General features: G+C 69.0%; 20 protein-coding genes and 2 pseudogenes. 17 read left to right on the top strand and 5 right to left on the bottom strand.

Annotation, left to right across the window (positions count from 1 at the left end; genetic code table 11):
- The first annotated feature begins 103 nt into the window (after nucleotides 1–103).
- The 10 genes and pseudogenes from JIW86_RS07580 to JIW86_RS07540 all read left to right on the top strand — a co-directional run bounded on the left by JIW86_RS07580 (nucleotide 104) and on the right by JIW86_RS07540 (nucleotide 12,764).
- Nucleotides 104–667 carry a DinB family protein gene (locus JIW86_RS07580; protein ID WP_257553077.1) on the top strand — a complete coding sequence of 188 codons (564 nt, stop codon included), beginning with the start codon at nucleotides 104–106 and terminating at the stop codon, nucleotides 665–667.
- Nucleotides 668–1,428: 761 nt separating this feature from the next.
- Nucleotides 1,429–3,893 (top strand): annotated as a pseudogene (locus JIW86_RS07575) (SpoIIE family protein phosphatase).
- A 1,112-nt stretch (nucleotides 3,894–5,005) separates the two neighbouring features.
- On the top strand, nucleotides 5,006–5,776 hold the full coding sequence (locus tag JIW86_RS07570) for an esterase/lipase family protein (RefSeq protein ID WP_257553076.1): 771 nt from the start codon (nucleotides 5,006–5,008) through the stop codon (nucleotides 5,774–5,776).
- Nucleotides 5,773–6,261, top strand: coding sequence for a hypothetical protein (locus JIW86_RS07565; RefSeq protein ID WP_257553075.1), 489 nt, complete (start codon nucleotides 5,773–5,775; stop codon nucleotides 6,259–6,261). The genes JIW86_RS07570 and JIW86_RS07565 overlap by 4 nt, the downstream gene beginning before the upstream one ends.
- Before the next feature lie 74 nt (nucleotides 6,262–6,335).
- On the top strand, nucleotides 6,336–6,647 hold the full coding sequence (locus tag JIW86_RS07560) for a hypothetical protein (protein WP_257553074.1): 312 nt from the start codon (nucleotides 6,336–6,338) through the stop codon (nucleotides 6,645–6,647).
- A gap of 507 nt (nucleotides 6,648–7,154) precedes the next feature.
- A complete protein-coding gene (locus JIW86_RS07555; RefSeq protein ID WP_257553073.1) occupies nucleotides 7,155–8,201 on the top strand; it encodes a UDP-glucuronic acid decarboxylase family protein in 1,047 nt (348 codons plus the stop codon).
- A 128-nt stretch (nucleotides 8,202–8,329) separates the two neighbouring features.
- Nucleotides 8,330–9,859: a glycosyltransferase family 2 protein gene (locus tag JIW86_RS07550; RefSeq protein WP_416237534.1), complete on the top strand. Its 1,530-nt coding sequence runs from the start codon at nucleotides 8,330–8,332 to the stop codon at nucleotides 9,857–9,859.
- Entirely contained in the window at nucleotides 9,844–10,203 is a 360-nt protein-coding gene (locus JIW86_RS42110) for a hypothetical protein (RefSeq protein WP_416237533.1), read from the top strand. The genes JIW86_RS07550 and JIW86_RS42110 overlap by 16 nt, the downstream gene beginning before the upstream one ends.
- Before the next feature lie 54 nt (nucleotides 10,204–10,257).
- Entirely contained in the window at nucleotides 10,258–11,280 is a 1,023-nt protein-coding gene (galE, locus tag JIW86_RS07545) for a UDP-glucose 4-epimerase GalE (protein ID WP_257553072.1), read from the top strand.
- A 64-nt stretch (nucleotides 11,281–11,344) separates the two neighbouring features.
- Nucleotides 11,345–12,764, top strand: a pseudogene (locus JIW86_RS07540) (UDP-glucose dehydrogenase family protein).
- Here JIW86_RS07540 and JIW86_RS07535 read toward each other — a convergent pair.
- From JIW86_RS07535 to JIW86_RS07525, 3 genes are all read right to left on the bottom strand, one after another.
- Complete coding sequence (locus JIW86_RS07535; protein ID WP_257553071.1) at nucleotides 12,698–14,311, bottom strand: right-handed parallel beta-helix repeat-containing protein; 1,614 nt, start codon at nucleotides 14,309–14,311, stop codon at nucleotides 12,698–12,700. The pseudogene JIW86_RS07540 and the gene JIW86_RS07535 sit on opposite strands and share 67 nt — an antisense overlap.
- 695 nt (nucleotides 14,312–15,006) lie before the next feature.
- Nucleotides 15,007–15,660: a DUF1326 domain-containing protein gene (locus tag JIW86_RS07530; protein WP_257553070.1), complete on the bottom strand. Its 654-nt coding sequence runs from the start codon at nucleotides 15,658–15,660 to the stop codon at nucleotides 15,007–15,009.
- Between the two features lie 211 nt (nucleotides 15,661–15,871).
- Nucleotides 15,872–16,702: a DUF2182 domain-containing protein gene (locus tag JIW86_RS07525; protein WP_257553069.1), complete on the bottom strand. Its 831-nt coding sequence runs from the start codon at nucleotides 16,700–16,702 to the stop codon at nucleotides 15,872–15,874.
- A gap of 415 nt (nucleotides 16,703–17,117) precedes the next feature.
- On the opposite strand from JIW86_RS07525, the gene JIW86_RS07520 reads away from it, so the two are divergent.
- Entirely contained in the window at nucleotides 17,118–17,852 is a 735-nt protein-coding gene (locus JIW86_RS07520) for a DUF899 domain-containing protein (protein ID WP_257553068.1), read from the top strand.
- Nucleotides 17,853–17,898: 46 nt separating this feature from the next.
- Here JIW86_RS07520 and JIW86_RS07515 read toward each other — a convergent pair whose 3' ends face one another.
- On the bottom strand, nucleotides 17,899–18,987 hold the full coding sequence (locus JIW86_RS07515; RefSeq protein WP_257559245.1) for a serine hydrolase domain-containing protein: 1,089 nt from the start codon (nucleotides 18,985–18,987) through the stop codon (nucleotides 17,899–17,901).
- Nucleotides 18,988–19,615: 628 nt separating this feature from the next.
- On the opposite strand from JIW86_RS07515, the gene JIW86_RS07505 reads away from it, so the two are divergent.
- The 6 genes from JIW86_RS07505 to JIW86_RS07480 all read left to right on the top strand — a co-directional run bounded on the left by JIW86_RS07505 (nucleotide 19,616) and on the right by JIW86_RS07480 (nucleotide 25,680).
- Nucleotides 19,616–21,034 carry an alpha/beta hydrolase gene (locus tag JIW86_RS07505; protein ID WP_257553067.1) on the top strand — a complete coding sequence of 473 codons (1,419 nt, stop codon included), beginning with the start codon at nucleotides 19,616–19,618 and terminating at the stop codon, nucleotides 21,032–21,034.
- On the top strand, nucleotides 21,031–22,635 hold the full coding sequence (locus JIW86_RS07500) for an alpha/beta fold hydrolase (RefSeq protein WP_257553066.1): 1,605 nt from the start codon (nucleotides 21,031–21,033) through the stop codon (nucleotides 22,633–22,635). Before JIW86_RS07505 ends, JIW86_RS07500 begins: the two co-directional genes overlap by 4 nt.
- A 109-nt stretch (nucleotides 22,636–22,744) precedes the next feature.
- The gene (locus tag JIW86_RS07495) at nucleotides 22,745–23,641 is read left to right on the top strand and encodes a DUF4436 domain-containing protein (protein WP_257553065.1); all 897 of its coding nucleotides are present in this window, start codon (nucleotides 22,745–22,747) and stop codon (nucleotides 23,639–23,641) included.
- A 268-nt stretch (nucleotides 23,642–23,909) separates the two neighbouring features.
- Complete coding sequence (locus JIW86_RS07490; protein WP_251065759.1) at nucleotides 23,910–24,158, top strand: ABC transporter permease; 249 nt, start codon at nucleotides 23,910–23,912, stop codon at nucleotides 24,156–24,158.
- An 82-nt stretch (nucleotides 24,159–24,240) separates the two neighbouring features.
- Complete coding sequence (locus JIW86_RS07485; protein ID WP_257553064.1) at nucleotides 24,241–24,447, top strand: hypothetical protein; 207 nt, start codon at nucleotides 24,241–24,243, stop codon at nucleotides 24,445–24,447.
- 15 nt (nucleotides 24,448–24,462) lie between these two features.
- Complete coding sequence (locus JIW86_RS07480) at nucleotides 24,463–25,680, top strand: hypothetical protein (RefSeq protein ID WP_257553063.1); 1,218 nt, start codon at nucleotides 24,463–24,465, stop codon at nucleotides 25,678–25,680.
- Between the two features lie 32 nt (nucleotides 25,681–25,712).
- Here the strand turns inward: JIW86_RS07480 and JIW86_RS07475 are convergent, their stop codons facing one another.
- Nucleotides 25,713–26,117: a hypothetical protein gene (locus tag JIW86_RS07475; RefSeq protein ID WP_257553062.1), complete on the bottom strand. Its 405-nt coding sequence runs from the start codon at nucleotides 26,115–26,117 to the stop codon at nucleotides 25,713–25,715.
- Nucleotides 26,118–26,347 lie beyond the last annotated feature (230 nt).

Here is a 26,347-nt window from a genome sequence, read left to right as displayed (position 1 = left end):
GCCGTCATACGGCCTGCCCGGCAATGCGCCGCACCACCCGCTTCCCGGCAACTGGTCCCGGAGCGTGGCAGGGGGCATCATCACAAGCCCCGACGGATTCGGAGTGCCGACCGAAAGCCGGCAGACCATGACGGACACCCACCCGACGGACCGCCAAGCCGTTCACGACGACTACGAGCGTGCCCGGCTGACCTTCCACAGGTTGATCGACGCGCCCTCCGCGGCAGACCTTGCCAAGGCAACCGACGGCACGCGCTGGACCAACAAGCAGCTGCTGTGGCACATGCTCTTCGGCTACATGATCGTCCGGGCACTGCTCGTCCTGGTACGCGTCTTCGGGCGGCTGCCCCGCACGGTGAGCAAGGTCTTCGCCCGGCTGCTGAACGCGGCCACGGTCCCGTTCGACCTGATCAACTACGTCGGCCCCTGCGGCGCGGCCAAGGTCTACGGTCCCCGGCGGATGGGCGCCGCCTTCGACCGGGTCATCGCCTCGCTGCACCGGCACCTCGAAGCGGAGACCGAGGCCGGTCTGGCCCGCGGCATGCACTACCCGGTCCGGTGGGATCCCTTCTTCAAGGACTTCATGACCCTTGCGGACATCTACCGGTACCCCACCCAGCACTTCGACTTCCATCGCAGCCAGCTGACTATGGGCAAGGGAAGCTGACCCGATTCCTGTACGGCAGCGGCCGTGGTGTCCCGGACCGGGCAGTCGGGACACCACGGCCATGGGGGCAGGCCAGCGGGGTGCCGGAGTAGCCGGCTTCCGCAAAGGCCGCGACGATCCGTTCCGCGGGGATGGGGTCGGTCTACGCCGGCCCCCGATCCTTGCCCCGTAACTCCCGCCGGTGCCGTCGAAAACACGGGGTCGGGTGCGCTGATCTGCCTCACGGACCCCTGCCCGGCACCTGCTGCAACTCGCCCCGGTCAAGTGGCAGTCCGGTGGACGTGCTCCGTCTTCATCATGTGTGGCACCACCGCCGATTCGAGCTGCCGGGCCGGGCCCATGTTCCCGCACGGGTCCGGGTGCTCGTGAGCTGCGGGTCTCGCGGAGGACGTCCCTCGGCGAGGGGGCGGCCAGGGCGGCCGAGGCCGGGCTCAGCCCGTCGGAGCGGCTGCTGCACCAGCGCCTCGACCGGGCCTGAGAGATCGTCGACCTCATGGTGCGCTGCCCGGGTTGGCCCCGAGCGCGCCGTCGTCCGATGGCGGGGCGGTCGCGCGGCACCTGACGCGCCGGGCCCGGCGGGTTGGGCCCGCCGAACTCGGGGGCAGACGGTGGACGACCCTCTGCCGACGTACAGCGGCGCGGCGATACTGAAGGTAAGCCGACTGCTCAACGACTGATCTCTGATCACTCTGGGTAGTCGCCGCGGCAATGCCCGCTGTGCGGTCCGTTCGGCAGGTCGAGCAGGTCGGAGGGTGGCAGCGATGGACGCACCGGCGCCGGGATCGGGTGAGGTGCCCGAGGACCCGTTCGCGCTGCACAACTCCGCCTCGGCGGTTCTGGACGACCACGGCAGGGTCGTCGGCTGGAGCGAGCGCGCCCAGGAGCACCTCGGCTACCTCCCCGAAGAGGTGCTGGGCCGCATGGCCTTGGAGTTTTTGTTCGATTCTCGTGACCGTGAGGCGGTCCGGGCCGCAGCGGCCGCGTGCGAGCGCGACCGGGGCTGGTCCGGCCTCCTGCCCGTCCTGCACCGCAGCGGGCGACGGGTGGAGCTGGGCTTCCGCGCCCGCGCTGTCATCCGCGCCGGCTCGGCCCGCGAGTGGTTCCTGGTCGTCGCCCCGGCGGAGGAGGTGCTCCAGTGGGAGACGGATCGATCGGTCCTGGACGGTCTGTTCCGGCGCTCCCCGATCGGTCTGTCCGTCCACGCCCCCGATCTGAGCATCCTGCGGATCAACCGGGCGCTGGCCCGGTTCACGCAACTCTCCGCGGCGGAGATCCGGAGCCGACGCATCGGCGACTTCCTCATCGGTCCGGACGTGGAGACCATCGAAACCCGGCTGCGGCGGGTGCTGGAGACGGGCGCCCCCTGATCTTCACCGAGCAGCCCTGTCGCCTGAGGAGTGACCCTGGCCACGAGCGGGTGGTCTCGGTGTCGGCGTTTCGGATGGAGGACCCCTCCGGCGGGATCCTCGGAGTCACCCAACTGGTGGAGGACGTCACCGACCGCTACCGGGCCCGGAGGCGGCTCGCCCTGCTCAACCGGGCGAGCGCCCGCGTCGGAACCACACTGGATCTCGGCCAGACCACCCGGGAACTGGCCGACGTCGCCGTCCCCGACCTCGCGGACGCCGTCTCGGTGGATCTGCTGGAGTCGGTCGCCCGAGGCGACGAGACCGCCGAGGAGGCGACCGGACCGGTCCGCAGAATGGCCGTCCACTCGGTCATGGCAGAGGCGCTGCGGGTGATGTACTCCGCCGGAGAGGTTTTCCACTTCGACCCTCGTACCCCGCAGGCCAGGTGCCTCGCCGAGCAGCAGCCCATCCTCGAACCAGTGCTCCAGAGCAGCCCCGGCTGGTACTTCCAGGATCCAGAGCGCTCACAGCGCGCCCTCGGTCTGCACGCTCACTCGCTGATCGTCGTACCGCTGACGGCCCGCGGTCTGCTCCTCGGCCTGCTCAGCCTGTGGCGCGCCGAGCGGCCCGAGCCGTTCGAGGAGGACGACCTCACGCTCGCAGAAGAATTCGCCGCGCGGGCCGCCCTGTGCATCGACAACGCCCGCCGCTACAACCAGCAGCATCAGGCCGCGTTGACATTGCAGCGCAGCCTGCTGCCGCAGGCGTTGCCCGAATACAGCGCGGTCGAGGTCGCGCACCTCTATCTGCCGGCCGATCCCGCCACCGGTGTCGGCGGCGACTGGTTCGATGTCATCCCGCTTTCCGGAGCACGCGTCGCCCTCGTCGTCGGCGATGTCGTCGGCCATGGTCTGCACGCCGCGGCCACCATGGGCCGCCTGCGCACGGCCGTGCACACCCTGGCCAGCCTCGACTACGCTCCGGACGAGGTCCTCTCCCACCTGGACGACCTGGTCAACCGCCTGGCAGCTGAGCAGGAGCCTGCCGACGGACGCTCGCGGGGCCAGCAGATCGTCGGCGCCACGTGCCTCTACGCGGTCTACGATCCCACCTCCCGGCGCTGCACCCTGGCCCGGGCGGGTCACTTGCCACCCGCCGTGGTGACCTCCGACGGCACGGTGAGCCTGCCCGACCTTCCCGAGGGGCCGCCGCTGGGGCTGGGCGGACTTCCGTTCGAGTCCGCCGAATTGGAACTCGCCGAGGGAAGTCTTCTGGCGCTGTACACGGACGGCCTGGTCGAGGCCCGTGGCCTCGACCTCGACGAGGGGCTTGAGCGGCTGCGAGAAGCCCTGTCCCGGCCCGGCCGCTCGCTGGAGGAAACCTGCGCGGACGTGCAGAGCGTCCTGCTGCCGGATCACCCGCCGGATGACGTCGCACTGCTCCTCGCCCGCACCCGCGTGTTGGCGCCGGAGCAGGTCGCCTCCTGGGAACTGCCCGCAGAGCCGACCACCGCCGCCCGGGCACGGCGCCTGACGGAGACCACGCTGACCAGGTGGGGCCTGGAGGAGCTGGCCTTCACCGCCGAACTGGTCGTCAGTGAACTGGTCACCAACGCCTACCGGTACGGCGGCGGCACGCCGGTGACCCTGCGGCTCATCCGTGACCGCAGCCTGATCTGCGAGGTCTCCGACAGCAGCAGCACCGCTCCGCACCTACGACGTGCGCGCACCACCGATGAGGGCGGGCGCGGCCTCTTCCTGGTGGCCCAGCTCACCGAACGATGGGGCACCCGCTACACCCGGGACGGCAAGACTGTCTGGACGGAGTTCCCCTTGCCGCAGCAGCGGAGGGGCACTCCGCGGCTGTGGCGAACCTAGCGTTGAATGGGTGGACACCAGGTGAGTCGTAGCCACATGGGCTCCGTCGGCATGAGTGTCCGACTCGGGCTCCACCGAGGATGCCGGAGCGATCACCACGGGACCTGCTGATAGTCCTTCAGGAGGACGCCGTGTATGGGTGCGCCGGCCTGCCCTTGCACGATGGGGTGGTGTCCAGGAGTTGGTTGCGGTCGTCTCGGGCAGCAGCCCCGCCTCGTTGACGCCCCCGTGCGGCAGTTGCGCGGCCACTGAGGCGTCAGCCGTGTGTGCGCCACCAGCCAGGGCTTCGGGCGCTCGGAATCGTGGGGCGAGCTCCGATGTCCACGGCAGAGGTGCGGTGCGCGGGCCGGGTACGGAGAATCCGGGAGCGGTCCAGATCTGCGGCGCCACCCGTCTCGACACGCGGCGAACTGAACCAGGCAGCCTGCGGCGAACGACGAAGCTCCCCGCAACGGCTGGCTCCGCACCCCGTCGTCCGGGCACCGAGACGGTGAATCTCCGGCAGCGTGCTGCTGCGGGGCACACCGATGCAACAGTCGGTGCCGCAGCCGGCGTGAATCGCCGCCCGTGGCGGTGACCCTCGCCGGACTTGGGTGGTTGCCCGGCAGCCAGGGCACGTGAGTGGGCTGGATCGGCCGTAACGGTAATGGGCTCCGCACAGAGCATGCACGGTCCGATCTCCCACGGCGGACAGCCCAGCCCGGTTTGCAACGACGGCACGTTCGCGGGCGGACCTGATGGTGCTCACGCCATCGTCACGGGCGCTTCTAACCGGCGGCAACAGCGGCGCCATCACCGGCCACACGGTGTCAGACAACTCGGCTTCTCCGACACCCGGACCGACGGTGATCGGAAAGGCTCCCCTAGCCGTAGGGATCCCTTGGGTAACCCCCTGATGGCGAAACGATTTTGGTGTGCCGCGTCTCGCCCGAATGCTGAAGATGATCACTCGGAGGGATGGTTTCCCTGTTCAGAGGCACGGGGAACGGCCGAGGGCGTGGTGTGAGGATGCCGTGCGGCAGGGAGCTGCTGGGCCTCAGGAGCTCCCCGCCTGCCCCGGGTCACTGCGCGTGCGCGCGGTGTTCCATGACTACGCAAGGAGTCGACCAAGCATGTCCAACACCGTCGTTGACATCTGGGGGCCTGCCTCTCCGCAGGCCCGTTCCTCCTTTCCTCCCGCGCCGGACGCGCACGACGAGTGGCCCCTGGAGGGCGGCACGGCCTGGGTGTACTACAGCCCGCTGAACCGCCGGCAGCTCATTCGGCCCGTCATCCTCTCCGACGGCTTCTCGGGCGGATCGACGAACCTGGACCAGCTCTGGCACGGGCTGGAGGAGAACGGGAACTACCGCTTCATCAGTGAACTGCACGGCGCCGGCCGCGATGTGATCATCCTCGGCTACCACGACCGGACCGCCTCGATCACGGCCAACGCCGAGACCGCGATCGAGTGCATCCGCCGGGCCGTCGACGAGCGGGTGGGTGACGCGAAGCTGGCCGTGGGCGGCTTCAGCATGGGCGGGCTCATCACCCGCTACGCGCTGGCCAGGATGGAGCACGACCCCGGCCTTCCGGACCACGAGACCGCCACCTACCTCTCCTACGACACCCCTCACCAGGGGGCGTGGTTCCCCGTCTCCCTCCAGGCCTTCACCCACTACGCGACGGACCAGTGGGGAGACAATCCCACGCTGGGCCCCGTGCTGCGCCAGCTTTCCGGGCTGCTCAACAGCCCCGCGGCGAAGGAGATGGCGCGGTGGCACATCGGCAAGGTCGACGCCGAGCCGGAGCAGGCACCGGAGCGGCTGACGTTCCTCCGAAAGCTCGACGAACTCGGGGGTGGCCGCGGAACGTCCGCAAGATCGGTGTCGCCAACGGCGTGAAGACCGGCGTCGGAAACGGCGCCGAGGCCGGCTCGATCGCGGTGAGGGGCGACGGTGAAACGCTGCAGGACACCTGGTTGAAGATCCAGGCCAAGGGTGACCAGATCGTCGCCAGGCTGCAGACGGCGGGCGACGAGGGGACCATGGTGAGCACCAGTGGGCTGCCCGACATCGACGGCGCTCCCGGCGGCCTGTTCACCATGCAGTCCCCGGCCGGCGACACCGGCAGCTTCGGCCTCGCCGCCCTCCTCATGAGCCTTCTCGGCAACGTGGTCGACCCGGACGTCATCACCACGTCCTGCTTCATCCCCGCCATCAGCGCCGTCGCGTCCGGCGACATCAACGACCCGCAGGCGCTGTACCGTCCGATCGCCGCGGGCGACGGCGCGCTCGACGCCTTCCACTGCGCCGGCCGCAACGAGGGCCACACCACCATGACCGAAGAACTCGGGGCGTGGCTCGTGAACGAGATCGCGGCCGAGTGACCAGCGGGGTGGGCGGGGCTGGCCCAACGGCCGTCCCGCCCACCCCGGCTCGCCCCGGGATGTCGCCGAGGGCCATGGCTGTTGCGGACGTGTACGGCCATGTGCTGCCCGTCAGCGAGGATAACGACAAGTTCATCCAGAGCCGTGGCGAGTTCTTGTGGGATGCACAGGGCAGCGGTCCGCGGTCGCTGCGGGCCAGGGGCAGGATGGACGGTGACCAGCGGGAGATGAAGCTCCGGGATCGAGTGGGCGAACCGCGGGACCGGCTCGGGGTCCGCGAGTGCCATGGGCGGAGGCTGCGCTCCGGACTGACGGTCGGCCGGCTGCCCGTCTTGCACGGCCGCCCGATCACCGACGTACTCGGCTGGCTCGCCTCCCCCCGCTGACCGCACTCCCGTCGACCTGCTGCACGACGCACTGCGTCGCAGCACGTTCGGACGGTCGAGGTCTGCAGACTGTTCGCCCCCACGCCGAGGATCACGTCCATCCGCTCCGGACGGCACCCAGTGACGCCGAGGCGTGCGTCGTGCAGGGCGCGACGGGCGGCGACCATGCCCAGATGCCCGAACCAGTCCAGTCGGCGCGCGAGCCGCGGTGCTGGGCCATCCGGCCATTGACGCGCGCGGCGGCGGCTCACACGCACGAGTGAGGCGGAACCGTGGACTGATCGGAGCGCGAAGCCTTGGGCGCCCTGGGCCGACGGCGAGTGGTGCACCGGGGTGGGCGGCCAATCGGCGTAGCGCGGATTTGCGCTGCACAAAAATGTCTTACGTATCTCCATATTCTTTTCCAAGTTTCCCCCGAGCCCGTTCGCTTCCGGCCGCCGTGCATGTGGGTCGGCTGTGCCAGGAACGCGATCCGAGGCTTTCCGCTCCCGATTCCTGGAGAAGCGTATGCGCGTTGCCGTCACCGGTGGCGGTGGATTTCTTGGGTCACATCTCTGCGAGGCCCTTCTGAGGCGCGGGGACTCCGTGGTGTGTCTGGACAATTTCTCGACAGGCGAGCCCAGGAACATCGCCCACCTGCTCTCCAATCCAGCGTTCGAATTCATCCATGCCGATGTCAGCGTCATGACGGAGGTCGCCGGCCCTGTCGACGCCGTCGCCCATCTGGCGAGCCCCGCGTCCCCGCCCGATTACCTCCGGCAGCCGCTGGAGACGCTCGCCGTCGGCAGCAGGGGGACGGAGAACGCCCTCCGTCTCGCACTGCGTCATCGTGCCCGGTTCATCCTCGCGTCGACGAGTGAGGTCTATGGCGACCCCCTGGTCCACCCGCAGGACGAGGACTACTGGGGCAACGTCAATTCCGTCGGACCCCGCAGCGTATACGACGAGGCGAAACGATTCGCTGAGGCGATCTCAGTCGCATACCGCCGAACCCACGGTGTGAATGTCGGTATCGCGCGGATCTTCAACACGTACGGTCCGCGCATGCGCCCGCACGACGGACGGGTGGTTTCGAGCTTCATCACCCAGGCCCTCACAGGCGAACCCCTGACCATTTACGGAGACGGAAAGCAGACCCGCAGTTTCTGCTACGTCGACGACCTGGTCCGCGGGCTCGTGGCCCTGCTCGACTCCTCCGAGGCCGGACCCTTCAACCTGGGGAATCCGGTGGAGCGGACGGTCACCGAGCTCGCCGAGATGGTGCTGGAGCTCACCGGCTCGCCGTCGGAGATCCAGTACCACCCGCTCCCCGTCGACGACCCGGTCCGCAGGCGGCCGGTCATCTCCCGGGCGCGGGACGCGCTCGGCTGGTGGCCCGAGGTGGACATCGAGGAGGGGCTGCGCAGGACGAGTGACTGGTTCGCCTCCCGCCCGGCCGACCTCTCGGCCGGAGCCGCCGCGATCCGCGGGGGCCAGGAGGACGGGATGCCGCCCCCGAGGAGGCACGCCGACGCTGTGTCCGACCGGCCGGAATCCGTTCCCGCTCCGGCCTGAACGCGTCCGGACCTTCGCTCCGGCGGGGAGCGGCGTCACGGCACCCCTCTCCCCGCCCGCTCCTCACCTCCAAGGCGGCCGTGAGGCCCTCGCGCCGCCACACCAAGATCATCCCGGAGTGCGTTCACATGACCCCGACCGAGCCAGGGCTCGTACACGCGGCTGCCGCGACCGACGCGCGCATCCCCAGCCCGTCCGGAGAGCAGGCCACACTCAAGGACCAGATCCGCGAGCTCTCCCGGGGCCGCGTCGCCGAGATCCTCCCCGACGGGCCCGTGTTCGCCGACCCGCGCCGCGCTCGGGAGACCCGCGCGACGAGCTTCGTCCGCCAGTTCGGCACAGCCGACAGGCTGAAGGTGGTGGTGCTCACCCTGGGGTGGGTCGCCTGCCTCGTCTGGTTCTGGGTCTGGTGGCTGCGTCCCGAGCACCGGATCGGCTGGGTGGGCCTGACCGTCAACAGTGCGCTGCTGTTCTACCTCGCGCTGCTGCCCCTGCACTTCCTGGTCGCGGTCGTCCGTCTGCGCCGGTTCGACTCGCGGATCGAAGTCCCGGTGGTACGTGCGGCATTCGTGGTCACCCGGGCTCCGTCGGAGCACTGGGACATCGCCCGCACCACCCTGGAGGCGATGCTCCGTCAGGACTACCCCCACCCCTACGACGTATGGCTGTGCGACGAGGACCCGTCCAGCGACATCCTGGAATGGTGCGAGGCGAACGGAGTCCGGGTCTCCTGCCGCCGGGACCGCCCGGACTACCACCGGCTCACATGGCCGCGTCGCACGCGCTGCAAGGAGGGCAACCTCGCCTTCTTCTACGACCACTGGGGCTACCGGGACTACGACGTCGTCGCGCAGCTGGACTGCGATCACGTGCCGAGCCGTACGTACCTGACCGAGATGGTGCGGCCGTTCTCCGATCCCGCGATCGGCTACGTCGCAGCTCCGAGCGTGTGCGACGCCAATGCCGATGTCTCCTGGTCCGCCCGGGGCCGACTGCATCGTGAGGCCGTCTTCCACGGGGCGGTCCAGCTGGGCCACTCGGCCGGCCTCGCGCCGTTGTGCATCGGCTCCCACTACGCGGTGCGTACGGAGGCGGTGCGGGACATCGGCGGCATCGGGCCCGAACTCGCAGAGGACTTCTCGACCACGTTCCTGATGAACTCGGCCGGCTGGCAGGGCTCGTTCGCCATCGATGCCCACGCGAGCGGCGACGGCCCCGTCACCTTCGCGGCCATGGCAACCCAGGAGTTCCAGTGGTCCCGGAGTCTCGCGGTGATGCTCTTCGGGATGCTGCCGCGCCACCTGGGCCGCATGCGCGGCTGGCTGCGCCTGCGCTTCGCCTTCGCCCTGTCGTACTACCCATTGCTCGCGGCCACCACGACCATGGGACTGGCTCTGCCTCCGATGGCTGCCGTCACCGGTCTGCCGTGGATCAACGTGAACTACTTCTCGTTCCTCGGCCACTTCTGGGCGATGTCCGTATGGCTGATGCTCCTGACCATGCTCGTGCGCAGACGCGGCCTGCTCCGCCCCGCGAAAGCACCGGTCCTGAGCTGGGAGAGCTGGCTCTTCGGGCTCGCCCGCTGGCCCTTCGTCGCCTGGGGGTGGGCGCGGCCCTGGTACAGAAGCTGCGCCCCCGGCCGGTGGTCTTCAAGGTGACCCCCAAGTCGACGGACGGGCTCGAGCCCCTGCCGCTGCGGCTCATGGCGCCCTACCTGATCATCACCACCACCCTGTCCTGCGCGGCCGTGACCGGCGAGCTCACCGGCCCCGCCGCGGGATATGTGTTCCTGTGCATCCTCGGCTCGCTCTCGTACGCGATGGTCACCCTCACCATTGCCGGGCTGCACATCGCAGAGATGGCCCGGGCTGCGGGAGTGCCCAAGTACAAGGCCGTCGTGACGGCCCGGCTGCCCCTGCTCGCCGGAACCCTCGCACTGCTGCCGCTCGCCCTGGCCATCGGCCTGTTCCCCGTCTACGTCGCGGGCATCTTCGGCTGGTGACACAGGCGTACCTGCTCTCCACCCCCACAGACGATCACGGAGAAAGGATTCCCCATGCCCACGACGGTTCTGGTCACCGGCGGCGCCGGCTTCATCGGCAGCCATACCTGTGTCGAACTGCTGGAGAACGGCTACGAGGTCGTCGTCGTCGACGATCATTCGAACAGCTCACCGGAGGCGCTGGAACGCGTCGCGAAGATCGCGGGACGCCCGGTCGCCGCCGTCTACCGGGCCGATATGCGGGACCGGCGTGCGCTGGACGCGGTATTCGACTCGCACGCGATCGACGCGGTGATCCACTTCGCCGCGAAGAAGGCTGTGGGCGAGTCCGTGGAGATCCCGATCGCGTACTACGACATCAACGTCGGCGGCACGACCGCCCTGCTGTCGGCCATGCATGCGCACGGAGTGCACCGGCTGGTGTTCTCCTCGTCCTGCTCGATCTACGGAGACGCCACCAAGGTGCCTCTGACAGAAGCGGATCCGGCGGCGCCGACCAACCCGTACGCCTCGACGAAGTGGCTCTGCGAGCAAGTGCTGGCCGATACCTGCCGCCGCCTCCCCGAGCTCAGCGTGCTGGCCCTGCGGTACTTCAACCCGGTCGGCGCGCACCCGTCCGGACTGCTGGGTGAAGACCCCCGCGGCGTGCCCAACAACATCATGCCGTACCTGGCTCAGGTAGCCGTCGGCCGCCGCGAGCGGCTCAGCGTCTTCGGTGATGACTACCCCACCCCCGATGGGACAGGCATCCGCGACTACATCCACGTCATGGACGTGGCCGAGGGCCATCGCCGGGCGCTGGAGCACCTCGGGGACGAGAACGGAATGCGTGTCTTCAACCTCGGCACCGGAGTGGGGTCCTCTGTCCTCGACCTCGTCGCCGCCTTCGAGCGGGCCTCCGGCAGGCCCATCCCCTACGAAGTGACCGGGCGCCGCCCGGGAGACGTGACCGAGCTCGTCGCCGACCCCACCGCGGTGGCGGAGGCCTGGAACTGGGCCGCGACCCGTGATCTCGCCGCGATGTGCCGCGACGCCTGGCGCTTCCAGGAACTCAACCCCTCGGGCTACGCCGGCTGACGCCTCCGAGCCCGCCCCCGGTTCATCGCACCCCACCACACAGCTCGTCAGACAGGAGATTCGCATGCGCTTGACCGTCATCGGTACGGGGTACCTCGGAGCCGTGCACGCCGCGTGCATGGCGGACATCGGACACGAGGTCCTCGGGGTCGACGTCGATGCCGAAAAGATCAGAGCCCTCACCGAGGGCAGACCCCCTTCTTCGAGCCAGGTCTCGACGACGTGCTGACCCGCGCCATCGACTCCGGGCGCCTGCGCTTCTCCACCTCCCTCAGCGAGGCCGCCGCCTTCGGCGAGGTGCACTTCGTCTGCGTGGGCACCCCGCAGCAGGCCGGTTCGAACGCGGCCGACCTGCGGTACGTCGACGCCGTCATCGACGGGCTGGCTCCCCACCTGAGCAGTCCCTGCCTGATCGTGGGCAAGTCCACCGTCCCGGTGGGCACCACCCCCGCATCGCGGCCCGGCTCAGAGGCCTTGTCCCTGCGGGGGCTGACGTAGAGGTTGCCTGGAACCCGGAGTTCCTGCGAGAGGGGTTCGCGGTCGAGGACACGCTGCGGCCGGACCGCCTCGTGGTGGGCGTCACCTCACCGCGCGCGGACCGGACCCTGCGCAAGGTGTACGCCCCCATGCTCGACGCCGACATCCCGTACATCAGCACCGACCCCGCCACCGCCGAGCTGGTCAAGGTCGCGGCGAACTCCTTCCTCGCGACCAAGATCTCGTTCATCAACGCGATGGCGGAGGTCTGCGACGCGGCCGGTGCCGATGTGAGCACCCTCGCCGATGCGCTCGGACACGACACCCGCATCGGGCGCCGCTTCCTCAATGCGGGCCTCGGCTTCGGCGGCGGCTGCCTGCCCAAGGACATCCGGGCGTTCACCGCGCGGGCCCGGGAACTCGGGGTCGAGGAGGCGGTGAGCTTCCTGACCCAGGTCGACGACATCAACCTGCGCCAGCGGTCCCGGACCGTCACCATCGCCCGTGACCTGCTCGGTGGTGCGTTCTCCGGACACCGGATCACGGTCCTGGGCGCCACGTTCAAGCCGAACAGCGACGACGTACGCGACTCGCCGGCCCTTGCCGTGGCTGCGGCGATCCACCGCGAGGGCGGTGAGGTACGGGTCCATGACCCCGAGGGGATCTACAACGCGCACTTGGCTCACCCCGAGCTGCGCTACGAGACGGACGTGCTCTCCGCGTGCCGGGGAGCGGATGTCGTACTGCACCTCACCGAGTGGAGCCAGTACCGGGAGGTCGACCCGGTGAAGCTGGCACGCGTGGTCTGCGCACCGCGGCTGGTCGACGCCCGCAACAACCTCGATGCGGGGCTGTGGCGCTCCGCCGGCTGGACCGTGCGGGCACTCGGCAGGCCGGGCCCCGCCACGGTGCCCGCACCCCTGCGTGGCGGCGGCCCCGCTCAGTCCTCGGCACGCGGCTGCGCGGCACCTGCGGAGGGCGCCGTGCTCAGCCGTGCTCCGAAGTAGTCGACCGGGCCGGGGTCTACGCCGACCGACCGCAGTTTGACGGCACCTTCGAGCTCGTCGGCGCATTGCGAGACGAGAGGGGTGGCCCCGGCCAGATCGGTGACCGGGGCCACCGCGCCCATGAGACACGGGTCAGCGGTGCTGCCCGTGAGGACGGCGCCCATCTGCTCCTGTCCGGCCCGGTTCCGCCAGGCATCCAAGTCGGAATACCGCGCCTTGCCCCACTGCAGCTTCCAGTCGCCCGTGCTGAAGTAGTCGTTGCCCTGCAGACGCACGAGGGCCGGTGTGTAGTTCGTGTCCGAATTCACCACGGGAGCACCGTTGGTGACGAAGATGTTGTTGCGGACCCCGACCCCGCGCATGCCGTTGCGCAGGCGCAGGGCCGGGGGCCGGTCGTTGCCGCTCGACCGCAGGATCACGGTGTTGTGGTAGATGTCCAGATTGCGCATGAGGTTGCCGAAGGCCACGATGCCGCCGTACCAGGACAGCTTTCTGGCATCGTCCCAGCTGTAGTTGAAGCGCACGACGTTGTCCTTGTGGGCGTTGGTCGATTCCCCCGAGTACACGAGGAAGCCCGCACCGTCGTTGCCGTAGGACAGGTTGTACTGGAGGACCGACGACGACACGTTGTTGTCCAGTCCGAAACCGCCGCCGTCGACCCGAGAGCCGGTGTGATTGCGGTACGCCTTGTTGTTCTGGATGACGACGCGGGTCGAGTCGTAGGTCCAGATTCCCTCGGGCCCCTCCTCGGCGCCGGCCGAGGACTTCGCCCCGTTGTCGTAAGAGACGGACTGCTGAACGGTCGAGTCCCGGACGCTGCCGAGAACGATGCCGCTGCCCGTGTTGCGGTCGTCCGCCGTCGGGTCTCCGGGGTTGCTGTACGCCTTGACCCGCGTGATCACGAGCTTTTCGTGTGCGTAGGTCGGCTCCTCGGCCGTGAAGCTCGGCCCGTAGGTGACCAGCCCGGCGTCCTGATTGTGGTGCACTGCCGAGTCACTGATCCGGACGTCGCGGAATCCTGAGGACTTCGGGCCTGTTCCGAGGCTGATCCCGTACTGGAACCGGGACACATCGACTCCGGAGACCCGCACGTGGTCCAAGGGCTTTCTGTCGCGGCGGTCGTTGAAGAGGCTGATGCCGGCCTCATTGCGCTGAGCCTTGGCATCGCCGACGATGGTCAGATTCCGGATCTCCACGCCCGCGGTGTTGTGCAGGGCGATTCCCGCGGTGCCCCGCGCCGCGATGGTGGCCCGACCTGTGCCGTATGAATCGATCACCACGGGCTTGGGTGTGCTGCCCGCATCGCCCGCGCCGATGGTCAGCCCACCGACGAAGCGCTCGCCGCCCTTGAGCCGCAGACGGTCTCCCGGCCGGAACGGCACCTGGTCGGCCCGGGCGAGGGTGCGCCAGGCGGTCGCCTCGGACAGCCCGTCTTGATCGTCGTCGCCCTCCGGGCTCACGTAGAAGGTGAGGGCCCCCTTGACGGGAGGTCGCGGTGGTGTGTAGGGCTTGAGCACGTCACATCCGGTGAGGGCGATTGCGCCCACGGTCGCGCCTGCGATGAATTTCGCCCCACTGCGGCGACCCCACCCGGTGGTCCGACGGTCGCGCATCATCCCGGTGTCCCCATTCAGTTCGGCTCCGCACCTCGGGTAACAAGGTGCCAGAATCCACAGGCATGTTAGGTCCGTGACATGGCGATAAATCCCTATCTTCCAACTGATGCCTGAATACACATGAATATCCGATCTTGTGCCCGCCGGGCGCTTGGGTGCACGAATGGCCGAGCCCGAGACGAGCGGAACAACCCCTGGCGCGCCTGCGGTGAGCGGGGCCTTGGGCACCTGCGTCGAAGGTGCTCATCCGGCGGTGCCGCCGACGGTCGGCAGGATGCGCTGCTCAAGGGGCGACCCAGGGTGCGGAGCGAGGACTCGGGTGCGGCCCGCGCCTCCTGGCAGACGGCGGTGAGGCGGGCGATCTGGCGCGTTGTACCGAGCAGCGGGTCTCGCCGTGCCGCAGGGCTGGGCTGGTAGCCGTCCTCGCCGCCGCGTTGATCCTGGCGGGCGTCGTCTACGACACCGCGTGACGCCTGGTCACTCCCGGTGAGTGCCGGATTCCGCCGCTTGCCCGGCTGCGCGGACGGCGGGCAGCCCTGGAGGCCGCCGAGCGGCGGTGTGTGGGCCGGCTGCTTCCACCCGAGGACCCGGCGGGACTGGCGTCCGCCGGACGGGAGCGGCCGATTTCAGTCGGGGCCCGTCCAGTCGAAGGTGATGTGCTTGCTGGACTGGCCTTCGCGGTTCCAGCGGAAACCGAAGGCGTCGGCGCGGTCCGCCGTCGAGCGGCCCCAGGTCGCGATCTGTCCCGGCCCGGTCTCGCAGCCCGGAAGGTTGGTCGACTGGACTCGGGCGCCTTCGGGAGTCGTCGGTCCGGTGAGCGCCTGCGCGCTCGCCTCGACCCGGTCGGGAATGGTGGCCCGCCAGCCGCCGAGGTCTTCGTCGACCTCGATCTCGATGGGGGCGAAGTCCATGCCCCGCATTTCGGCGTCCATCATGCTCACCATTTCGGCAGGCCAGCTGCCGGCCTGGCCGCCGAAGATCATCTGTAGTGCTTCGCGCTGCGTGCCGTCGGCTCGCTCGTCGAGGAATACCGCCGCGAACGTATCGGTGTGCTCGGCCCACACATTGCCGACGAAGGAGCCGAGCATCAGCACATTGAGGCCGTCCAGTCGTACCTCGCCGTAGTTGCCCTCGCGTATGTGCCAGGCAAGGACGCCGTCGCATTCGCCGTAGGTGGGCGCCTGGGCGAACGAGCAGGGGCAGGGAACGTCGCACCTGCACGTATCGAACCAGTCGCCGGCCGCGTGCCATCTCGGAACGGTCGCTGCCGTCTCAGACATCTCCTCGCCTCCTCGCGGCCCGTACGGACGGGAAGCACGGTCGGCGATTGCCCCGCCGGACGTCAGTACGGGCGCTCGGCCGCACGGGTCATATCAATTCTCCCCCGCTGCCACGTGGGCGAAAGCCGCCCGTGCCGTGTGCCGATCTTGGAGACTCGCGCCGCACGGAAGGACAGTACGGGTCGCTTCCCGCGGGGCACGCAGCCACGGCTCAGCCTGTCCAGCCGGCCATCTGGTCCATGGGGGGACCGGATGTCTCCAGGCCGGGCAGCAGCCAGTCCTGGAAGGGGGCGAGCACGGCCAGGACGAGGAAGACGAGGCCGACGGCCCAGGCCAGCCAGGGTCCCTGCCGCCAGAGCTTCTCCAGGAAGATCACGGCCGCCAGTCCTGCCATCGCGGCGACGTTCATGACGCCGAGCGGGATCAGGACGATCATCAGGCCCCAGCAGCATCCGACGCAGTAGAGCCCGTGGTGCGTGCCCACCCGCAAGTCTTTCGCCCAGGGGCGGTAGTGCGAGTACTGGAGCAGCTGGAACATCGGGTTGCGGCAGTGACGCAGGCAGACTCGTTTCAGAGGCCCGAACTGCTGAGCCGCCGCGAGGAGGAACACCGCGGCGCCTATCCAGCGGCCCGCCCCGGGATTGCTGTCCACCAGGTGCCCGGTCGCGGCCAGGGCGCCGTACGCGAGCAGCCCGAATGCGGTCCAGGCCAGGAGGTAGCCGCTGACGAACCCGGCGATCCTCAGGGCGCGGGCAGGGCCGGCCGAACGGCGGTTGATCCCGCGCACCCAGGTGATGGCGACGGGTGCGACGGACGGCAGCATCATCGCCGCCATCATGACCACCCACAGCAGCAGGAAGAGAGGGAGCGCCAGGCCCATGGTGCCGGGCTCCATCCCCATGTGGCGGGACTGGCCGATGGTCAGCACCCACGCCAGCGCGGCCAGCAGCACCATCAGGAACCACGCGACCGCCAGGTCCCGCGCGGGAAGCAGGACTCCGGGCCGCGTGGGTGCCGGAGGGGCCAGGCGGAGGTGCGGCACGGGAACCTCCCAAGGACGCGAGTTGCCCCGGCCGCCTCGGTCGCCCGTGCCACACCGCTGGCGGTGGTACACCGTGGACAGCCGACGGTCCGACGACCTCTCCAGCAGATCACAGAACCGGAAAGCCCAAAACCCGGGAGGAGAGCACCCGCCTGCCGGACCTGCCACGCCCGGTTGCGCGCGGCCAGCGCCACGGTTGCGCCCCGGACGCGGCAGCCGCCGACACTCCCTGCGCATCGACGGCGCCCGACGAGTGCGCCCTGAGGGCCCCCAGCTGGTCGCGAGGGTCCGACGCCGCGCGCGTACGGTGGACGTAGGGCGACGGGTAACGCCGGTGCAGGCACTGACGGCAGCCGCTGCGGGCGACCGCCCGCCGCGATGCGGTGTTCTGCTCCCGCACAGGAGGGAAAGGCACATGCCCGAGCACAGAGTCGGCACACAGGAGGAATTCGAGGCTGCGCGAGCAGAGCTGCTCGTGGAGGAGAAGGACCTGACCCGGCGCGGTGACGCGCTCGCGCGGAAGCGGAGGGAACTTCCCAGGGTGCGGGTCGAGAAGGACTACAGGTTCGAGACCGAAGGCGGGACCAGGCCGCTCGCGGACCTCTTCGACGGGCGCTCGCAGCTGCTCGTCTACCACTTCATGTTCGGACCGCCGTACGAGGCCGGATGCCCTGTCTGCTCCTCGATCGCGGACACCCTCGATCCCAACGCGGTCCACCTCAAGGCCCGTGATGTGACGCTGATCTGCTCCTCGCGGGCGCCGCTCGACAAGCTCCTCCCCTACCGGGAGCGGATGGGCTGGAGCTTCGACTGGGTCTCCGCCGGCGGCGGCGACTTCCACCGCGACCTCGGTTTCACGTACACGGCGGAGGAGCTGAGACCGTTCCTGGAGGCCGGGGTTCCGCCGATCGTGAGCCAGATGGCGCGGGCGTGCGGCACGGACGTGCTCGGGTACGTCACCGAGGGACCCGGGTTGAGCTGTTACGCGCTGTCGGACGGCATCGTCTACCGGACGTACGTCACCACCGCGCGCGGCCTCGAGCCCGCCATGGCCTACTACGGCCTCCTCGACCGGACACCGCTGGGCCGCCACGAGGAGGGCGAGGAGACGCACTGGCTGCGCCGCCACGACGAATACGAGAAGACCTGAGAAATGCGGCTGCCTGCGGGACCAACCCCCTCCTCGACCGCACGCGTCATTTGGTCCATATGTCCAGCAGTTGGTTTGCCGCACGGAAATGATCGGGTGAACCCACGTTGCATACGACAGTGACGGCAGTGTCACGGTCCGGGCTTACTTTGAAGGTGCTGTGAAACCCCTCCCAGTCGCCGCGATGCACCAGGCTCTTGTCGGGGAGAAGGAGGATTCCGGCCCCGTACCGCCCTTCTTCGATGCCACGCGCGCGCAGGACGTCGCCCACACTCACCGCTCCCTCCGTGACCCCGGCGAGCAGTTCCGGTCCACCGATGCGGCCAGTGCGGTAGTTGTCGGCCCAGCGGACGAATTCCCCAGGGGTGGTTTGGACGGACCCGTCTCCGTACTGTTTCCAGGGGGAGGAATTGGGCGTGAAGGAGTCGTCCTTCTCGTCGTACGACTTTGCCTTGCCGGGAACGTCCACCGCAGGGGACAAAGTCATGCGCAGGTGCAGCGGGGTGAAGAACTCCTGTTGGACGAAGGTCGGGAACGGCTTGCCGGTGACCCTCTCGACGACATGTGCCAGGAGGACGTAGTTGGAGTTGGAGTAGGAGAAACGCTTGCCTGGCGGATCTTCCGGTTGTGAGGCGAGGATGGCCGCGATCGCTTCCTGCTGGCCGGCCGGATCCGTCACCTTGATGCCCTTGGCCTCCAGCAGATCCTGGTAGTCGGTAATGCCGCTGGTGTGACGCATCAAGTCGCCCAGGGTGACGTCCCGCGTCCAGGCGGGCGGGTCGTCGAGGAAATCGGACAGGGGGTCGCTCAGTGCGAGTTGGTGTCGACCGGCCAACAAAAGGACGGCGTCTGCGGTGAATTGCTTGGAGTTGGATGCCATGTCGAAGACCGTCTTCGAGGTGATGGCGCGCCCGGTCGTCAGATCGGCTTTCCCCCTCCCCGCCTCCCAGACAACGCTTCCCTGCGCGCCGACAGCTGCCGCACAGCCCGGGCCATCAGGAGAAGGCACCAGCTCCTGGAGAACATCTGCGCTGCGCTTCTCGCGGTCATCGCCGGTCGCGTATGCCTGCGGCCCTGCGACACCGGCCAGTACAACCACGACCATGGCGCCCCCGGCGGCGCGCAACGACGCCATCCGATTCACGGCACCACCTTCTTTATCTACCTGGAACGAGGATGGCTCAGGGCGCCGGCACCTTCTGGGCGCAGGGCGATTGCGGGACCACCCAGTGCCCAATGCCGGGAATCTGCACGCTGGTCGAGTGGGGCAGAATACGGGCCGTCTTCTGCGCCCAGCTCGCCCCGGTCTTCCTTCATGTCGAACGATGCGTTGAGGAAGAGCGTGGGGACCGAGCTGACGCGGGCCACCGCTGCGCGGCGGTGTGGGCGGAACGCACGCAATCCACGCTACCGGGTGGCCCGAAGCCGCGCACAAGGGAGGGAAGGCGCCCACCGGTACTCCCGGCCGCTCGGCCGGGGAAGGCCCTGGCCGCGGGCCGCGATTACCCCGGGTGCGCGCGAAGCAGCCACCCGGTAGCGTCGAGAAGGTGCGTTCTGCCCAAAACGCTGCGGCCTGGCCTGGCCACAGCAGGGCCGCCGCCGATGTCGGCAGAGGAACGAGATCACATGCCAAAGCACAGAATCCCCGCAGTGACTGCCGGGGCAGCTCTGGTCTGCCTGGCAGCACTCGGCCCCACGCCCAGTAGCGCCGCGTCAGCACCTGCCCAACCCGCCGGGCAGCCCAGCCCGGTAACCCCCGGTTCGTGCCGGGCGCCTGTCCGAAGCCGCCCGAGCCCATCGAAGCGCTGAGTGACGCAAAGTGCGGCTTCCTCGAGGTCCCCGAGAACCGGTCCCGCCCCGACAGCCGCACCATCAAGCTGGCCGTGGCGAGGATCCCGGCCGCCTCGGACAAACCCGCCGCGGACCCTGTGGTGTTCATGGCGGGAGGCCCCGGCGCCGACACGTTCGACGACATCCCGTTCCTGATCGACTCCGGCCTGAACAAGGACCGCGAACTGATCATCATGGCCCAGCGCGGCAACCTCTACGACCAGCCGAACCTCGCCTGCCCGGAGGTCGACCGGTTCAACGAGCAGGCCGTGGGCCTGGGCTATGACGCACAGCAGGCGGAACAGATCATGCTGAAGGCGGTGACGGACTGCCGGGCCCGCCTCGTGGCCGACGGAGTCGACCTGGGCGCCTACAACAGCACCGAGAACGCCGCGGACTTCGCCGACCTGCGCAACGCGCTGGGCATCTCCCAGTGGAACGTCTACGGCTACTCCTACGGCAGCAACCTGGCCCTCACCTACCTGCGCCTCCACCCCGAGGGAATCCGCGCCGTGGCGATCGACTCGATCGCACCTTCCCAGTTCGTGACCCTGCCGTGGACATGGGGCAGCACCGCCGAGGGAATCCACAACATTTTCGCGGCGTGCGCGGCGCAGCCCGCCTGCAAGGACCGGTACCCGGACCTTCCCCAACTCCTGACGGAGCAGGTCCGCAAGCTGGAGGCGCAGCCCCTGACGCTGAACGTTGCGCCGCCGGACGGTGGGAAGCCGGTCAAGACCGTACTCGACGGGGGCGCGCTGCTGAATCTGATCGTCGCCTTCACCCCCCGACCCAAGGACATGCCCGCAGCGCTCGAGGAACTCAGCAAGGGGAACCCGGAGCGCTTCGCGCAGGCCCGCGCGGCCGGCTCGGTCCAGAAGATCGGCGACTTCGCGCACGGCCTGACGAACTCGATCGCGTGCAGTGAATGGGCTCCGGGGTACTCGGAGGCCGACGTGCTGAAGGCGGGGCAGAAGGCCTTCCCCGGGTGGCCGGACACGGTCCTGGCCCAGGCTCCGCAGCTGCCCTTCCAGTATCCGGTGTGCGGGGTCTGGAACGTTCCGGACCGGGCGTCCGTCCAGAGGGTGCCCACGTTCAGCTCGGTGCCGGCACTTGTCGTCTCCGGCACGTTCGACGTGAAGACCGGGGCGAGTTGGGCGAAGGGCGTGGCCCGCAACCTGTCCAACTCGACCTCCGTGCTGGTCCCCGGAATCGGCCACTGGGTGGTTCCGCAGTCGCCTTGCGCGCAGAGCGTGCTGGCCTCGTTCCTCGCTCGCCCGACACCAGTTGCGTGGACGATCTCGAGCCCCAGCCGTTCACGATCATCCCGAAATAGCCGGGAGGGCAGATGACTCTCCAGCAAGCGCTCCGTCGTCGGCGCACCACACGACGACTTCTGGCCACGTCGGCGGGCATGGCGACCGGTCTCCTCGTCACCGGCCTGCTCACAGCGCCCGCCCAGGCGCAGTCCCGTACCGACGACGGCACCGGAGCGCCGATCGGCACGGTCGCCCGGACGGTGGGCGACGCCAGCTTCGAACCGGGTCCCTGCCCGAAGACGGCAGAACCGATCGAGGAGCTGAAGGAGGCCCGCTGCGGAACGCTCACCGTGCCCGAGAACCGTGCCAAACCAAGCAGTCGAACGATCGAACTCGGTGTCGCGATCGTGCCGGCCGTGGCCGACACACCGAAACCCGACCCCATCGTGTGGCTCGCGGGCGGACCCGGGGACGATGCGGTGGGAGAGGCGAAGATGGCCGTCGACGGCGGCCTGAACCGCGACCGTGACGTGATCCTCATGTCCCAGCGCGGTACGTACTCGGCCGACCCGGAGCTCCTCTGCCCCAACATCGACGAGTTCAACGGACAGGTGGTCAGCCTCGTCTACGACGCTCCGTCCACCGAACGCCTGCACGTCGAGGCCACGAAGGCCTGCCGCGACAGGCTGGCGGCCCGCGGCGTCGACCTCAGTGCCTACAACGACACCGAGAGCGCCGCCGACTACGACGACCTGCGCACGGCGCTGGGCATCAAGCAGTGGAACCTGTACGGCATTTCCTACGGCACCCACCTGGCGCTCGTCTCCATGCGCCTGCACCCCGAGGGGCTCCGCTCGGTGGGCATCGACGGCATCCTGCCGCCGTCCAAGGCCGGGTCGGCCTCGACCTGGAGCAGCTTCCGGCAGGGCGTCGACGGCCTGTTCAAGGCCTGCGCGGACCAGCCTGCCTGCAACAAGCGCTATCCGAACCTGTCGGCCACCTTCGAGAAGCTCGTCAGCGACCTCGAAGCGAAGCCGGTCACCACCACCGTCACGCTCCCCGGCAGCGAGAAGCCGGTGAAGGTCGTGCTGGACGGCGGGACCCTGGTGAACTGGCTGACCTCCGCCACCCACACGGCGGAGGCCGTACCGCTCTCCATCGACGAGCTGGCGAACGGCAACCCGCAGCGGATCGCCCAGCAGTGGGCGGGCTGGAGGCTCAACCCCAAGGGCATCGGCGTGGTTTCGCACGGTCTCGCCTACGGCATCTTCTGCAGTGCGTGGACGCCGTACGAGAGCAAGGACGCGGCGCTCCAGGGCGGACAGGAAGAGTTCCCGTCGTTCCCCCGCTCGGTGCAGGCCCAGGCCCCGCTGCTCACCTCCCTCCATCCGGACTGCGACGTCTGGAAGGTCCCCGCGGCTGCGCCCTCGATCAGGGACGTCACCCGCAGCGACATCCCCACCCTCGCGCTGTCGGGTGCGTTCGACGCCCAGACCGGGGCGGACAACGGGCCGTACGTCGCCCGCACGCTGAGCAAGGCCAAGGTCGTCACGATCCCCTACGAGCCGCACGTGGTGATCGCCACCTCGAAGTGCGCCCAGGACATCGCCGTCTCGTTCTTCGAGAACCCGGACGCGCCGAAGACCGAATGCCTGAAGAGCCTTGAGGCGCCGGAGTTCAAGACCGAGCCCTGAAACCGCTCGTGCTCCGCTCCGAAGCCACCGTCCTGGTCGCCGCTGTCGGCGACCAGGACGGGCGTCGGGCCGGACGAGTCCATTCCCTTCCCACCTCGTCGGAGTCACCATGGCCCCAACCTGGGAACCACGTCACCCACGCCGCTCCGGGGCCTCGATCCTGCCGGTCCTGTTGCCCATCGCGATCCTGATCCTGGTGGCGGTGTCCGTGGGGTCGTGGCTCCAGTTCTCCGAGCGGCAGGCGATGGACACGGTCCACACCGTCGGATCCCAAGCCGCCGACCGGGTGGACGTGGAGGCCACCGTCCAACGCGTCGACGCCGCGGCCAGAGAGCTGGAACTGCGGGTCCGGGTCACCCCGCTCGGGTCCCTCGGCGAGGAGGAGGGGACCGCCCCGGTGGCCGATCTCAGCCTCCAGACCTCCGCGCAGACCCTCGGCGACCTTGAGTTCGAGGCGCACGAGCGGCTCACGATCAGGGACGTGCAGGTCGCGCTCACGAATGGATCGATCAGCGACTACCCGTTCGACACCTACGAGACCGACATCGAGTTCTGGGCACAGCTGGGCGGAAAGCAGGTGCCGGTGCGGATGCTGTTCTCCAACAGCGACACGCTCTTCTCGATCTCCGCGACACCCACCTCGTCAGAGCAAGAGGCTGCCGGCGTGGCGCTGGGGCTGGAGCTGGCCCGATCGGGCAGCCTGCTCGTCTTCACGGTCTTCATGATGATCGTGATGTGGGCACTGGCGGCGTCCGTACTCATCGGGGCCTGGTACCTGACGATCCGCAGAGAGGGCCTGGTCTGGGCCGCCCTCGGCTGGATGGCCGCCACCCTGTTCGCCCTCTCGGCCTTCCGCAACAACGCTCCCGGCACACCCCCGATCGGCTGCGTGATGGACTGGTTCGCCTTCCTGTGGGCCGAAACCGTCATCGCCCTCTGCCTGATCGCCGTGGTCATCACCGGCGTCCGCACCGCACTCCAACACGACGACACCCATCCCACCTGAAGGTTGTTGCAGAAGGGTGCCCCCACTCTTCGCCGGGAGGTCCAGACGGCGCTCCACGGCACGCACCCGTACCGGTGCGTTTGACAGTTCCGGGGGTGCGGCGCCTACTGAGAGTGAGGCCTCGGCCCGGCATCCTCTGCTGCCTCCTGCTTGCAGTGGCGCTGCCGCTGACGGGCCGTCGTCGCCCGTCCGTCCGGCCGGGCGCGCTCACCCTGGCCTCGGTTGTGGAGCGGCCGGTCCGGCCGTGGAATCGCGAAGGGTGCGCAAGATGATGCGTAATGTGCGTATGCGCGGCTGGATCGAGGCGATTGCCGCCACGATCAGCGGAATCCTTCTCATCGTGACCCTGGTCTGGCGCGACTGGATCGAAGAGGTCTTCGGGGTCGACCCCGACCAGCACAGCGGGGCGCTCGAATGGGTCATCGTCGCCCTCGCCGTCTGCGCCACGCTCACGTTCTCGCTGCTCGCGCGCGGTGAATGGCGCAGGGCCAAGGCGCTGCAGCCGCGCACCGAGTGAGCTCATCAGCAGGAACCGGAGGCTGCCAGATGTCGAACGAGAAGCGGACCGAGGGCCCCCGTACGCGGCGGAGGAAGCGAATGTGGGCCATGCCCGCAAGCCGAAGTCACTGACGAAGCCCGGAAAGCGGGCCAGGGCGCTGGCCGAGTCGGCGGAAGGTACGCCGACACCCGAGGAGCTCGACGCCCGTGAGGCGAGGTTCAGCCCACGTCGCAAGCCGATGGGCCCCGCTCAGGACCAGGTGCCCGAAACCATTCCCCAGGAGCTCGACGAGCCCGAGGAGCAGTGACGGAGGACAGCAGTCATGGCTCAGGTCCGCCTCATCAAGAACATCGGCCTCGACGACAACGCCACCGGCATCCAGACCGGTACCATCCACGAGCCGACCGTCGCGACGTCCCACGACAACATCTTCATCACCGGTAACTGGTTCGCCAGCCGCAGCACCGACAACGGCGCGGGATGGTCCCTGGTCGATCCGTTCACCGCGCTGCCCTCTGCAGCGGGCGGCTTCTGCTGCGACCAGATCGTCCTCTACGACCCCACCCGGGACCTCTGGATCTGGATCCTCCAGTACAGCGCCAAGGCGGGCAGCAACGTCTTCCGTGTGGCGTACGCCCCCGGTGACGACCCGACTGCATGGAACTGGCAAGACTTCAGTCCGCTGGACCTGGACCCCTCATGGACGGACATGTGGTTCGACTACCCGGACGCGGCAGTGAGTTCCAACCACCTCTACATCACCTTCAACGCCTTCAACGCTGCCGGCCGCTGGCAGCGCGCCTTCGTCTTCAAGCTGCCCCTCGACGCGCTCAAGGCCAGGACCGCGCTGACGTACCAGTGGTGGACGACGACGCAGAACGGTTCCCTGCGGCTCACCCAGGGCGCGGCCGGCAGCATGTTCTTCGCCAGCCACAAAGGCGGCCGGACCCTGCGGATCCACGGCTGGCCCGACGGCTCGAACACGGTGGGCTCGTTCGATGTGCAGGTGAGCTCGTGGACCCGTGATCCGTTCTCCGCTCCCGGACCCGGCGGCGTCGAGTGGCTCACCCGTACCGACTCGCGCATCACCGGCGGCTGGGTGAGCGGCACCCGTGCGGGCTTCCTGTGGACGGCCGGGCCCCGATCCGGACGCCCCATGCCGTACGTCAAGGCCGCGGTCGTCGACGTGACCACTCAGGCTCTGGTGGAGGAGCCTGACATCTGGAGCCAGGAGTCCGCGTACGCCCAGCCCGCGGCATGCCCGAACGCCCAAGGAATCGTCGGCGTCACGCTGTTCCTCGGCGGCGGCCCGAGGCATCCCTCGCACGTGGTCGGCTTCCGCGACGGCGGTGAATGGCGGCTGGCCGTTACCAGTACGAGCACGCACGGCCCCCTAGGAGGCAAGTGGGGTGACTACCTCACCTGTCACCGCCATGATCCGGAATCCTCGGAGTGGGTGGCCTCCGGCTACACCCTCCAGGGCGGTTTCGACCGCCGCAACGTGGAACCGCGGTACGTGCACTTCGGCATCGGCAGCTGACCCGGTGCGTGCGCAGCAGGATCAGCGCAGCGTCATGATTCCCAGGGCTGGAGGGCACTCCAACTGCCGTCGGTCGCAGCGAACACCAACTCGGAGCCCTCGAAGGCTTCCTGAGCGTTACTCGGGTGCAGGTTGCCGAAGCGTTCGGCGCACAGGTCCACCTGTATCAGCCCGTCGAAGCGGGTGAACTGCGGGGGATCGTAGAGTGTCCAGGCGAAGTCACCGCTCTCGTCGATTCGGAATCGATCCACTCCGAACAGGTCCAGGCATACTGGCTCCCATCGAAGGCCCTCGTCGATCACCCGGGCATCGATCACGAGCCTGGCCACTCGCCCCCGCCCCTGTGGACCGAATTCCTGATCGAGCATGACCCGGCGGACGCAGGCGTCGCCGAACTCGTAACGGGCCAGCAAGGCCGCAATCCCGTCCTCGGTCAACGCATGCGGTCCAAGTCTCCGTGCAGGTACCGGCGGTCTGAGATCCACGCTGCTCCTCTGTCGATTCGACCATCGTAAGAGGAGCAGCCAGGCCGGACGTTCGGGGACGACCCAAGCGAGGTTGGCTGCGGCAAGCCACGGGCCGGACCGTCGTACGGCAGGCGGGCATGCGCCCTGCCGTTCCGGTCGCGTTCCGTCCTATGATCGCTACTCCGCGTACGAGGGGGCTG

Source organism: Streptomyces sp. NBC_00162 (assembly GCF_024611995.1).
Classification (GTDB): domain Bacteria; phylum Actinomycetota; class Actinomycetes; order Streptomycetales; family Streptomycetaceae; genus Streptomyces.
This window is presented reverse-complemented; position numbering and strand designations above follow the sequence as displayed.